Origin of the sequence: Curtobacterium sp. NPDC090217, from assembly GCF_044746705.1 — a bacterium.
Classification (GTDB): domain Bacteria; phylum Actinomycetota; class Actinomycetes; order Actinomycetales; family Microbacteriaceae; genus Curtobacterium.
Map to the genome: position 1 here is coordinate 685,922 of NZ_JBIVCR010000002.1, position 11,512 is coordinate 697,433.

General features: G+C 72.2%; 12 protein-coding genes. 1 reads left to right on the forward strand and 11 read right to left on the reverse strand.

From position 1 onward, the window contains the following. Window positions 1-4: 4 nt before the first annotated feature. From hisF to rpe, 4 genes are read right to left on the reverse strand one after another with little or no spacing between them, the layout of a single operon-like run. A complete protein-coding gene (gene hisF, locus ACIPJ2_RS10940; RefSeq protein ID WP_402728831.1) occupies window positions 5-781 on the reverse strand; it encodes an imidazole glycerol phosphate synthase subunit HisF in 777 nt (258 codons plus the stop codon). Window positions 782-798: 17 nt separating this feature from the next. Further along, window positions 799-1,638: an ATP phosphoribosyltransferase gene (gene hisG / locus ACIPJ2_RS10945; RefSeq protein ID WP_281264685.1), complete on the reverse strand. Its 840-nt coding sequence runs from the start codon at window positions 1,636-1,638 to the stop codon at window positions 799-801. A 51-nt stretch (window positions 1,639-1,689) separates the two neighbouring features. Further along, complete coding sequence (locus tag ACIPJ2_RS10950; protein WP_402728832.1) at window positions 1,690-1,953, reverse strand: phosphoribosyl-ATP diphosphatase; 264 nt, start codon at window positions 1,951-1,953, stop codon at window positions 1,690-1,692. Window positions 1,954-1,962: 9 nt separating this feature from the next. Further along, on the reverse strand, window positions 1,963-2,628 hold the full coding sequence (rpe, locus tag ACIPJ2_RS10955; protein ID WP_402728833.1) for a ribulose-phosphate 3-epimerase: 666 nt from the start codon (window positions 2,626-2,628) through the stop codon (window positions 1,963-1,965). Window positions 2,629-2,663: 35 nt separating this feature from the next. On the opposite strand from rpe, the gene ACIPJ2_RS10960 reads away from it, so the two are divergent. Beyond that, a complete protein-coding gene (locus ACIPJ2_RS10960; RefSeq protein ID WP_402728834.1) occupies window positions 2,664-3,227 on the forward strand; it encodes a hypothetical protein in 564 nt (187 codons plus the stop codon). An 8-nt stretch (window positions 3,228-3,235) separates the two neighbouring features. Here the strand turns inward: ACIPJ2_RS10960 and ACIPJ2_RS10965 are convergent, their stop codons facing one another. The 7 genes from ACIPJ2_RS10965 to rpoZ all read right to left on the reverse strand — a co-directional run bounded on the left by ACIPJ2_RS10965 (window position 3,236) and on the right by rpoZ (window position 11,512). Further along, window positions 3,236-4,735 carry an RsmB/NOP family class I SAM-dependent RNA methyltransferase gene (locus ACIPJ2_RS10965; protein ID WP_402728835.1) on the reverse strand — a complete coding sequence of 500 codons (1,500 nt, stop codon included), beginning with the start codon at window positions 4,733-4,735 and terminating at the stop codon, window positions 3,236-3,238. Further along, window positions 4,732-5,664 carry a methionyl-tRNA formyltransferase gene (gene fmt, locus ACIPJ2_RS10970; protein WP_402728836.1) on the reverse strand — a complete coding sequence of 311 codons (933 nt, stop codon included), beginning with the start codon at window positions 5,662-5,664 and terminating at the stop codon, window positions 4,732-4,734. The genes ACIPJ2_RS10965 and fmt overlap by 4 nt, the downstream gene beginning before the upstream one ends. 20 nt (window positions 5,665-5,684) lie before the next feature. Next, on the reverse strand, window positions 5,685-6,869 hold the full coding sequence (locus ACIPJ2_RS10975; protein ID WP_402728837.1) for a glycine C-acetyltransferase: 1,185 nt from the start codon (window positions 6,867-6,869) through the stop codon (window positions 5,685-5,687). Continuing rightward, window positions 6,869-7,921, reverse strand: coding sequence for an L-threonine 3-dehydrogenase (gene tdh / locus ACIPJ2_RS10980; RefSeq protein WP_402728838.1), 1,053 nt, complete (start codon window positions 7,919-7,921; stop codon window positions 6,869-6,871). The genes ACIPJ2_RS10975 and tdh overlap by 1 nt, the downstream gene beginning before the upstream one ends. Window positions 7,922-8,037: 116 nt before the next feature. Beyond that, entirely contained in the window at window positions 8,038-10,017 is a 1,980-nt protein-coding gene (locus ACIPJ2_RS10985; RefSeq protein ID WP_402728839.1) for a primosomal protein N', read from the reverse strand. An 8-nt stretch (window positions 10,018-10,025) separates the two neighbouring features. Continuing rightward, the gene (gene metK / locus ACIPJ2_RS10990; protein ID WP_402728840.1) at window positions 10,026-11,240 is read right to left on the reverse strand and encodes a methionine adenosyltransferase; all 1,215 of its coding nucleotides are present in this window, start codon (window positions 11,238-11,240) and stop codon (window positions 10,026-10,028) included. 5 nt (window positions 11,241-11,245) lie between these two features. Then, the gene (rpoZ, locus tag ACIPJ2_RS10995) at window positions 11,246-11,512 is read right to left on the reverse strand and encodes a DNA-directed RNA polymerase subunit omega (RefSeq protein WP_281264696.1); all 267 of its coding nucleotides are present in this window, start codon (window positions 11,510-11,512) and stop codon (window positions 11,246-11,248) included.

Here is an 11,512-nt window from a genome sequence, read left to right on the forward strand (position 1 = left end):
GCTCCTAGCGTACGGCGTGCCCGGTCCCCCGCAGCGCGTCCTTGACGTCCCCGATGGTCATCTCCCCGCGGTGGAACACACTCGCGGCGAGGACCGCGTCCGCGCCGGCGTCGACGGCCGGGGCGAAGTGGTCGAGGCTGCCGGCGCCGCCGGAGGCGATCACGGGCACCGACGACACCGCACGGACCGCGGCGGTCAGCTCGAGGTCGAACCCGTTCTTCGTGCCGTCGGCGTCGATCGAGTTGACGAGCAGCTCTCCCGCGCCCCGCTCGACGGCTTCCCGCGCCCAGGCGATCGCGTCGAGGTCCGACTCGGTGCGGCCACCGTGGGTCGTCACGACGAACCCGGAGGGCATCCGGTCCGACCGCTTCACGTCGAGCGACAGGACGACGGCCTGCGCGCCGAACCGGTCCGCGATCTCGCCGACGAGGTCGGGCCGGGCGATGGCGGCGCTGTTCACGCCGATCTTGTCCGCGCCGCACTGCTGGAGTCGTGACACGTCGTCGACGCTCCGGACGCCACCGCCGACCGTGAGCGGGATGAAGACCTGCTCGGCGGTGCGCGTGACGGTCTCGTACATCGTGGACCGGTTCTCGACGGTCGCGCCGACGTCCAGGAACGTCAGCTCGTCCGCACCCTGCTCGTAGTAGCGCGCCGCGAGCTCGACGGGGTCGCCGGCGTCCTGCAGGTCGAGGAAGTTCACGCCCTTCACGACGCGTCCACCGGACACGTCGAGGCACGGGATCACACGGACCGCGACCCCGCCGCGAGTGCCGCCCACGCCTCCGGTCGCCGCGGTCACAGTCGTGCCGCGTGGATCGGGCTGACCAGGATGGCGCGTGCGCCGAGGTCGTAGAGGGCGTCCATGATCAGGTTCGCGTCGTCGCGCGGGATCATCACGCGGACGGCAGCCCAGTCGCGTCCGTGCAGCGGCGAGACCGTCGGCGACTCGATGCCGGACGCGATCGCCGTCGCCTGCTCGAGCAGTTCGGTGGGGATGTCGTAGTCGAGCATCACGTAGCCGCGAGCGACGAGGACGCCCTGCAGCCGGCGGCGGAGCACGTCGATGCCCGCGATCGTCTCGTCGGTGGTGATGAGGAGCGCGGTCGACTCGAGGATCACCGGCCCGAAGATCTCGAGCCCGGCCTGCCGGAGGGTGCTGCCCGTCGAGACGACGTCCGCGACGGCGTCGGCCACACCGAGGCGCACGGCGCTCTCCACGGCACCGTCCAGCTTGACGAGCGTCGCGGTGACGCCGTGCTTCGCGAGGAACTCCCCGACGAGTCCCGGGTAGCTGGTGGCGACCCGGACGCCGTCGAGGTCCTGCAGGGCCGTGAACCGACCGGGCGTACCGGCGAAGCGGAACGTGGAGTCGGCGAAGCCGAGCGCATCGACCTCGTGCGCGGTCGACCCGGAGTCGAGGAGCAGGTCGCGGCCGGTGATCCCGACGTCGAGCGCGCCGGACCCGACGTACGTGGCGATGTCCCGCGGGCGCAGGAAGAAGAACTCCACCCCGTTGCGGTCGTCGACGAGGTGGAGCGCCTTCGGGTCACGGCGACCGGCGTACCCGGCCTCCCGCAGCATCTCGGAGGCGGTCTCGGAGAGTGAGCCCTTGTTGGGCACGGCGATGCGGAGCATCAGGGGATCTGCTTTCTGGTGGAGGTCTGGTGACGGTTCTGGAGGCGAGGCCTACAGATGTCGCCAGACGTCCGCCGGGGTGAGGCCCTTCGCGACCATCAGCACCTGCAGGTGGTAGACGAGCTGGGAGATCTCCTCGGCCGTGCGGATGTCGCCCTCGTACTCGGCGGCCATCCAGACCTCTGCGGCCTCTTCCACGATCTTCTTGCCGATCTGGTGCACTCCGGCGTCCAGTTCGGCGACGGTGCCGGAGCCCTCGGGGCGCGTGGCGGCCTTCTCGGTCAGCTCCGCGAACAGGTCGTCGAACGTCTTCACGCTCCCAGGCTACCGTCCTGCGAGCGCACGTTGCGCCGCGTCGCGGAGGTCGGCGATGCGCGATGCGGGCTCGCCGCCGTAGACGGCCGAGCCTGCGACGAGGGTGTCCGCGCCGCTCTGCACCGCCTGGGGCACGGTGTCGACCCCGATGCCGCCGTCGACCTCGAGCCAGACGTCGAGCCCGGAGGCGTCGACCGCTGCCCGCGCGTCGGCGAGCTTCGGCATGACCTCCGGCATGAACGACTGCCCGCCGAAGCCGGGCTCCACCGTCATGAGCAGGATCATGTCGTACGCGTCGAGGTGTTCCAGGACGGGCGCGATCGGGGTCCCCGGCTTCACCGCGATCGCCGCGCGGGCGCCGTTCGACCGGATGGCCGCCGCGGTCGCGACCGGGTCGGTGGCCGCCTCGAAGTGGAACGTGACGCTCGCGGCACCCGTCTCGGCGTACTGCGGGGCCTGACTGTCGGCGTCGGTGATCATCAGGTGCACGTCCAGCGGCACCGGCGACACCTGCTGCAGGCGCTGCACGATCGGCAGCCCGAGCGTCAGGTTCGGCACGAAGTGGTTGTCCATCACGTCGACGTGCACCATGTCGGCGGTCGCGATGCGGTGGAGCTCACGCTCGAGGTTCGCGAAGTCGGCGGACAGGATGCTCGGCGAGATGCGGATCGTCACCCCACGAGCCTACCGGCGCACGTAGGCTGCAGATCGTGACCGATGATCAGATCCGCACGGACGCGGAGTCGATCCGCGTGCGGGTCGAGTTCGCCGAGGACCATGGCGTACCGCTGGGCGACACGATCGGTGCGCTCGAGGACGTGCACGAAACGGTCGACCTCGCCTTCTTCCTCGCGCACGGCGATGCCCGCCGGTGGGAGCACGGCGGAGGCCGGGGGCAGGTGCGGCTCGACGAGCTGGATCACGGCACGCCGGTCTCGATGGACCTCCGCTTGGTCATGTCCGGCGGCCTCGGGCTGACCCACCCCGAGGTCCTCGACGGGGTGACCGCCGTCGAGGCGGTGCTGCGCGCGGCATGGTCGAGCACGGCCGCGACCGGCGCCACGACGGTCGACGACGCCGAGAAGCACGTCCTGGAGGCAATGGAGCGAGTCGCGTACGAGGCTCGTGGAACCGACCTGGCCTGGCGCATCCGCGAGGCCGAGGAGCACCGCGCTCCGACCGCCGACGGCAACCAGGGCAAGGGCGCCCGCTTCGTGCGAGCCGCGGCCCGCCTGGTGACGAAGCCCGCCTTCGTCTTCCGCGTCGACCGCTGACCGCGTCGTCAGGACGCTCGTCGGAACAGCGCGATGAACATCGCGTCCGTACCGATGCGGTGCGGCCAGAGCTGCGCCGTCATGCCGTCGGGGACCTGCGGGTCACGCGCGGCCACCGACCGCACGACCGACGCCGTGTCGACCTGCTCGAGCACCCCGCCGTGCCGTGCCATCAGCGCGTCGACCTGCCCGCGTGTCTCTGCCAGGTGCGGCGAGCACGTCACGTACGCCAGGGTCCCGCCGGGTGCCAGCACCCGGACCGCCGCGTCGAGCAGCTCGGCCTGCAGCGCCGCGAGCTCCTGCACGTCCTCCGGTACCTTCCGCCAGCGTGCCTCCGGCCGCCGGCGCAACGCACCGAGTCCGGTGCACGGCGCATCGAGGAGCACGCGGTCGAACGTCACGCCGGAGCCGTCGAGCCCGTACCGCCGGCCGTCTCCCTCGACGACGGTGACCGTGTCGCCGAACCCCGCGAGGGCCTGCTTCACGAGTCCGACACGCGCTGGCACGAGTTCGTTGGCCACGAGCGTCGCGCCGCCCTGCGCAGCCTCGGCGGCGAGCAGCGCGGCCTTGCCGCCTGGGCCGGCGCACAGGTCGAGCCAGCGCTCCCCCGCGCGGACCGCCGACGCTCGGCTCAGTGCCAGCGCGGCGAGCTGCGAGCCCTCGTCCTGCACCCGCAGTCGCCCGGCCGCGACCCCGGGCACGCGGGCGGGATCGCCGGTGACGCCGCGGATCCCGACGGGCGACACCGGCAGAGCGTCGGCGTCCGTCACGACCTGGGACACCGGCACGGGAGGCTCGGCACCGTCCGCGTCGTCGGCCTCCGGTTCGTCGGTGGCCGGTTCCACCGCGGTGGTCGCGGTGGCGAGGTCGTCCTCCGTCGCGAGACCGGGCAGCGCGGCGAGCTGCACACGGGGTGCGACGTCGTCCGCCGCGAGCAACGCCACGAGTTCGTCGCGGGAGCGCTCGGCGGCGAGGGCATCGCGGAGCGCCGACACGACCCAGGTCGGGTGCGACCACCTGGTCGCGAGGAGGGCGTCCCCGGACAGCCCGCGGGTGATCTCGGCGTCCCACTCGTCCGGCGTCTTCGCGGCGACCTTGCGCAGGACGGCGTTCACGAAGCCCGTGGCACGGCGGGCACCGACCTCGCGGGCGAGCTCGACCGTCGCGGACACGGCGGCGTGCACCGGGGTGCGCATCGCGAGGAGCTGGTGGACGCCGAGGCGCATGACGTCGAGTACGTCCGCCTCGATGTTCGCGACCCGTCGTCCCGAAGCCGCTTCCACGATGGCGTCGTACCGGCCGATCATCCGGATCGTGCCGTACGTCAGCTCGGTGGCGAACCCGGCGTCGCGAGCGGAGAGCGCGGCTCGACGGATGCGGGTCGGGAGGAGCAGGTTCGCGTAGGCGTCGTCGACCTGCACGGCCCGGATGACGTCGAACGCGACGCGGCGTGCGCTCGGTCCGCGGACGGTGCGCGCCGGTTGCTGGTGCTGCTGGTGGGGGCTCATGCGAGGGTCTTCCCGTCGAGTTCGCCGAGCCCGCGGGCCCAGGCGGCGGCGTCCATCGCCTTCTTGCCCGCCGGCTGGACCTCGGTGAGCACCAGCGGACCGTCACCGGTCCCGACGAACAGCCGACCGCCCTGGACGGCCAGCGCGCCGGGGGCGAGCGACGGGGCGGGGTCTCCCGGGCCTCCCGACCGTGCCACGCGGAGCAGCTTGACGCGCGTCTCCCCCAGGTGCGCGAACGCTCCTGGTTCCGGCGTCACGCCGCGGATGCGGGCGTGCACGGCGGAGGCGGGCTCGGCGAAGTCGATCCGGCCGTCCTCGATCGTGGTCTTCGGGGCGACGGTCGGCTCGCCGACCTGCTCGGTGGCGGTGGCGGTCCCGGCGGCGATGCCGTCGACGACGCGGGCGACGACCGCTGCGCCCGTCTCGGCCATCGCGGCGAGGACCTCGCCCGACGTGGCCTCCGGTCCGATGACGAATGGTTCGGCGGCGAAGACCGGCCCGGCGTCGAGCGCCTCGACGAGCTGGAACACGGTCGCGGCGGTCGTCGTGTCCCCCGCCATGACGGCACGCTGCACGGGGGCCGCGCCGCGGTACGCCGGCAGGTCGGAGAAGTGCAGGTTGATCCAGCCGTGCCGCGGCGCGTCGAGCGCCGGACGGCGGAGCAGCGCGCCGTAGGCGACGATGACGCCGAGGTCGACGTCGAGGTCGACGAGCTGCAGGGTGACGTCGTCGTCGACGCGAGACGCCTCGATGACGGGGAGTCCGAGCTCCTCGGCGACCCGCGCCACCGGGGTCGGGGTGAGCACGCGCTTCCGGCCCTGCGGCGTCGGCGGACGCGTCAGCACCGCGGCGATCTCGTGGTCGGAGGCCGCGAGCCGGCGGAGGGTGGGGACGGCCGCAGCGGGGCTGCCGGCGACGACGAGACGCATGGGTTCGATCCTCCCATGCCTCAGGTCGTCGTCGCCGCGTCCCGCGACTCGGTGAACGCCTGCACACACGCCTCGATCTGCTCCTCGGTGTGCGCGGCGGAGAGCTGCACGCGGATGCGGGCACGCCCCTTCGGCACAACGGGGTAGCTGAACGCGGTGACGTAGACCCCTCTGGTCTGCATCTCGTCGGCGATCCGTGCCGTCAGGGCCGCGTCGTGGAACATGACCGGCACGATCGGGTGCTCACCGGGGAGCAGCTCGAACCCGGCGTCGGTCATCCGCGTCCGGAAGTGTTCGGCGTTCCGCACCAGGCGGGCCCTGGCGTCGTCGGAGCGTTCGATGAGGTCCAGCGCCGCCACCGTCCCCGCTGCGATGACCGGCGCGAGCGAGTTCGAGAAGAGGTACGGGCGCGAGCGCTGCCGGAGCAGGTCGACGATCTCCTTCCGGCTCGACACGTACCCGCCGGACGCGCCGCCGAGTGCCTTGCCGAAGGTGCCGGTGTAGACGTCGACCCGGTCCGCGACCCCGCAGTGCTCCGGCGTTCCGCGACCGTGCTCCCCGATGAAGCCGACGGCGTGCGAGTCGTCCACGATGACCAGGGCGTCGTAGCGGTCCGCGAGGTCGCAGATCTCTGCGAGCGGTGCGATGAAGCCGTCCATCGAGAACACGCCGTCCGTGACGATCGCCCGGAAGCGCGCGTCCCCCGCGGCGACGAGCTGCGCCTCGAGGTCCTGCATGTCGCGGTTCCGGTAGCGGTACCGCTGTGCCTTGCAGAGTCGGACGCCGTCGATGATCGAGGCGTGGTTCAGCTCGTCGGAGATGATCGCGTCCTCGGGGCCGAGCAGCACCTCGAACAGCCCGCCGTTCGCGTCGAAGCACGACGAGTACAGGATCGTCGCCTCGGTGCCGAGGAACGACGACACCCGGCGTTCGAGGTCGAGGTGCAGGTCCTGCGTGCCGCAGATGAACCGGACGCTCGCCATCCCGTAGCCCCAGCGGTCGAGCGCGTCCTTCGCCGCGCCGACCAGGTCCGTCGAATCGGCGAGCCCGAGGTAGTTGTTCGCGCAGAAGTTGAGGAGCTCGCGCCCGTCCGCGTCGATCGCGGCGCGCTGGGGACCAGCGATGCCCCGTTCGTGCTTGGTGAGGCCTGCGTCCTCGATGCCCGCGAGTTCGCTCGCCAGGTGGTCCTTGATCGCGCCGTACATCAGTGCTCCGTCCAGTCGATGACGACCTTGCCGCCGTCTGCGGTCGCTGCCGCGTCGAATGCCTGCTCCCACGCGTCCGCGGGGAACCGTGCCGTCACGAGTGAGCCGATGCGGTCACGCAGCGCCGTGCTCGTCTGCAGCATCGAGCTCATGGCCTGCCAGGTCTCGAACATCTCGCGGCCGTAGATGCCCTTCACGGTGAGCATGTGCGTCACGACGAGCCCCCAGTCGACGGCGATCGTGCTCGACGGCAGGCCGAGCATCGCGATCCGACCGCCGTGGTTCATGTTCGCGACCATCGAGGGCAGTGCGTCCGGCGCTCCGGACATCTCGAAGCCGACGTCGAACCCCTCGCGCATGCCGAGGTCGTGCTGCGCCGCGCGGATCGCCTCGGCACCGCCGGCCCGGACGTCGACCGCGGCGTCGGCGCCCATCTCCGTCGCCATCGCCAGGCGGTTCGCGCTGACGTCCGTCCCCACCACGAACCGGGCTCCGGCGTGCCGGGCGACCGCGATCGCCATGAGGCCGATCGGTCCGCACCCCGTCACGAGCACGTCCTCGCCGATGACCGGGAAGGCCAAAGCGGTGTGCACGGCGTTCCCGAGCGGGTCGAACAGCGCGCCGACCTCTGGCTCGATCGTCTCGTGGTGGACCCAGACGTTCGCGCCGGGGAGCGTCAGGTACTCGGCGAAGGCGCCGTCCCGCTGCACGCCGAGTCCCTTCGTGCGGATGCACATCTGACGGCGACCGGCGCGGCAGTTCCGGCAGGTGCCGCACACGATGTGCCCCTCGCCGGAGACCTGGTCCCCGACCGAGACGTCCCGGACGGCGGCGCCCACCTCGACGACCTCGCCGAAGAACTCGTGCCCGGGGACCAGCGGCGCGGTGACGGCGGAGGCTGCCCAGTCGTCCCATCGTCTGATGTGCAGGTCGGTGCCGCAGATGCCGGTCCGGAGCACCCGGATCAGGACCTCGTCCTCGGTGGGGACCGGCACGGGACGGTCGACCATGACCAGTCCCGGGGCGGCGTCGGGCTTGTACAGCGCTCGCATCGCGTTCACCTCGTCGTGAATGTCGTCTGACGGCGACTCGTGGTCACCGCCCTCCACCCTGGCACACGTCGCGGCAGGGGCGGGCGCGGGACACGGGCGCGACCAGCCGCCGCGCGTCAGACCTCGGAGAAGGGCTCGGCGTCGTCGAGCCGCGCACGGAGCGCAGGAGCCGCACGCCGCTTCTCGCCGCCGGGGAGCACCCGACGTGTCGAGGAGCGCCGGATGACCTCGGCCTTGAGCGTCGCCGCGACCTCGGTGCCGTGCGCGTACGGGAAGCGCACGATCGCGCGGACCGTGCCGGGGACCGGGTCGTCGACGGGCACGGGACCGAGGACGGGACCGACCGGGGCGTCGCCGAGCGCCTCGACCGCCGCGGTCACCGCCTGCTCCGTCCCGGTCAGCGTCGCCACCCGGACGGCCGGCGGGAAGAGCAGCTCGCGGCGGTCGACGAGCTCGTCGTGCGCGGGACCGTCGAGCTGCCACAGGGCCATCGCGGTCGCGAGACGGCCACCGATGCCGACCAGGTAGACCTCGGTACCCGGTGCGCCCTTCGCGGCGGCGTTCGTCCAGAAGCGCAGCACTTCCTCCTGCACGCGGAGGCCCTCCCGCGCGAGCATGCGTTCGCCGTCGAGCAGCAGCACGCAGGCGTACCCACCCGGTGTCGACGGCTCTGCTCCCCGTGTCGCGACGACCACCGCGGGTCTCGCCGGGACCTCGTCGATCGGCCGTGACCCGTCCGCGACGATGATCCGGGTGCCGGGGAACGCCCGACCGAGCTCGTCCGCGGTGCGCTGGGCACCCTGACCGACGGGCTTCAACTTGCCCCCACCGCACGTCGGGCAGCGGTACCCGGCCGCGAGGGCACCGCAGAAGCGGCACTGCGGGACGGCACCGTGCGTCGGGCTGCCGAGCGGGCCGCCGCACACCCGGCAGTGCGCCCGCTCGCCGCAGTCGGCGCAGACGAGCCCGGTGCCGAAGCCCGGGTTCGCGACCTGCACGAGCACCGGGCCCGTCCGGCTGGCCTCTCGTGCGGCACGCCACGCGCTGCTCGGGATCCGGGCCTGGGCGGCCGGACCGTCGGCGTTCACCTGCTGTGCGGTCGGGATGACGTTCGGCACGGGCTGGCGGTACGGCACGACGTCCTCGAGCCACTGCAGCTCGACGAGCCGCTGGACGTCGGTGCTCCTGGCGTGTGCGGCGAACAGCAGTGCGGCGCCGGACTGCGCTGCCCGGACGAGGGCGACGTCGCGCGTGTGCACGTAGGGCGCTCGCGGCTCGATGAAGGACTGGTCGCCGTCGTCCCACATCGCGATCAGCCCGAGGTCGTCGGCGGGCGCGTACATCGCCGTCCGGTTCCCGATCGCCACCACCGGGTGCGTCCGCGCCTGCAAGAGCGCCTTCGCGCGCTGACCGTTCGTCTGCTTGGCGTCGAACCGAACCACCCGTTCGACGGGGACGAGCGCGTGCAGCGCCCGTTCCAGGTCCATCACGTCGCGGAAGTCCGGGACCGCGATCACGGCCGACCGCTCGGTGGCGAGGGTCCGCGCGGCGGCCTGCGCGAGCGTCGCGGCCCAGCCGGGGACCCAGACCGGTTCATCGGCGGACCCCAGGTCGACGGGGTGTGGGACCGCTGCGACCGCCGCACGGCCGTCCTTCGCCAGGATGCCCTCCAGCACGCCGTCCCCGTAGCCCGTCACGGTCGGGGCGACGACCACGGGTGGCACCGCGGACGTGTCCCGCGCGAGCCAGGCCTTCTCGGCCCGGACCTGCCGCGTCGGCACGGCCAGGCGCAACACGTCCGATGCCACCCCGGCTGCCCGGTCGGACACCGCGCGCGCGAGCTTCCAGATCTCCGGCGCGAGCACCGGCACCGGGCTGACGAGCGTCTCGATCGCGCTGAGCTCTCCCGGGTAGCCGCCCTCGTGCAGCACCTCGACGACGTACGCGTCGGACATCCGTGCCCCGGTGCGCAGTGGCACCTTCACGCGGACCCCCGGCACGCAGTCGTCCTCGAGCTCAGCCGGCACCCGGTAGTCGAACAGACGGTCGAGCTGCGGGAGCGGCGAGTCGAGGACGACGCGCGCGACGGTGGTCACGCGTGCCCTCAGACGGCGACGGAGACGAGTCCTGCCGCCTGGCGGAGTTCCTCGACGCGGTCGAGCTGCTCCCAGGTGAACCCGGGGAGCTCCCGGCCGAAGTGGCCGTACGTCGCGGTCTGCGCGTAGCGCGGCTTGAGCAGGTCGAGGTCACGGATGATCGCGGCCGGACGGAGGTCGAAGACCTGTCGGATGGCGGCTTCGATCGTGGCGTCGTCGACGTGCCCGGTGCCGAACGTCTCCACGTAGAGCCCGACGGGCTTCGCGCGGCCGATCGCGTAGGCGACCTGGACCTCCAGCCGGTCGGCGAGGCCGGCGGCGACGGCGTTCTTCGCGACCCAGCGCAGGGCGTAGGCAGCGGAGCGGTCGACCTTCGACGGGTCCTTGCCGCTGAACGCGCCACCACCGTGCCGGGAGGCACCGCCGTACGTGTCCACGATCACCTTGCGGCCGGTGAGTCCGGCGTCGCCCTGGGGACCGCCGATCTCGAAGCGACCGGTCGGGTTCACGATGACCTCGACGCCGGACGAGTCCAGTTCCGACAGGGCCAGGACCGGTCGGATGACGTGCTCGGTGATCGCCGCGGTCAGTTCGTCGAGCGTGACGCTCGGCGAGTGCTGCGTCGACACGACGACGGTCTCGACGGTCTTCGGGACGACGCCGTCGTACCCGACGGTGACCTGGGTCTTGCCGTCGGGACGCAGGAACGGCAGTTCACCGGACTTGCGGACGGCGGCGAGACGCTCGGCCAGCCGGTGCGCGAGCCAGATCGCGACGGGCATGTACTCGGGCGTCTCGTTCGTCGCGAAGCCGAACATGATGCCCTGGTCACCGGCGCCCTGGCGGTCGAGCGGGTCGACGCCCGCACCCGAGCGGGCGTCGAGCGACTGGTCGACGCCCTGCGCGATGTCCGGGGACTGCGCGCCGATGGAGACCTCGACACCACAGGTGTGGCCGTCGAAGCTCACCTCTGACGAGTTGTACCCGATGCCCGTGATGACGTCACGGACGATCTTCGGGATCTCGACGTAGCCCGACGTCGTGACCTCGCCCGCGACGTGAACGAGCCCGGTCGTCACCATCGTCTCGACGGCGACGCGCGCGTGCGGGTCCGCCGCGAGGAGGGCGTCGAGGATGCTGTCCGATATCTGGTCGCAGATCTTGTCTGGATGCCCCTCGGTGACCGACTCGGACGTGAAGAGGCGCAGGGTGCTGGACGTCACCGGGGTCAGACGGTGGGCTGCGGCTGCTGCTTGGTGGCGGTGAGCTTGTCCTCGTTGATCTCGTGGAGGGCCACCGACAGCGGCTTGTCGTCGATCGTGGAGTCGACGAGCGGACCGACGTTGTCGAAGAGCGAGCCCTCGTGCAGGTCGGCGTAGTAGTCGTTGATCTGGCGCGCGCGCTTCGACGCGAAGATGACGAGCGCGTACTTCGACTCGACCTTGGAGAGCAGGTCGTCGATGGGCGGGTCGATGATGCCCTGGGGGTTGGCCAT

Excerpts from the sequence above, each read along its gene's own strand:
- ACIPJ2_RS10975 (WP_402728837.1), bottom strand. The coding sequence starts at position 6,869 with ATGTACGGCGCGATCAAGGACCACCTGGCGAGCGAACTCGCGGGCATC.
- ACIPJ2_RS10965 (WP_402728835.1), bottom strand. The coding sequence starts at position 4,735 with ATGAGCCCCCACCAGCAGCACCAGCAACCGGCGCGCACCGTCCGCGGA.
- tdh (WP_402728838.1), bottom strand. The coding sequence starts at position 7,921 with ATGCGAGCGCTGTACAAGCCCGACGCCGCCCCGGGACTGGTCATGGTC.
- fmt (WP_402728836.1), bottom strand. The coding sequence starts at position 5,664 with ATGCGTCTCGTCGTCGCCGGCAGCCCCGCTGCGGCCGTCCCCACCCTC.
- hisG (WP_281264685.1), bottom strand. The coding sequence starts at position 1,638 with ATGCTCCGCATCGCCGTGCCCAACAAGGGCTCACTCTCCGAGACCGCC.
- rpoZ (WP_281264696.1), bottom strand. The coding sequence starts at position 11,512 with ATGGCCAACCCCCAGGGCATCATCGACCCGCCCATCGACGACCTGCTC.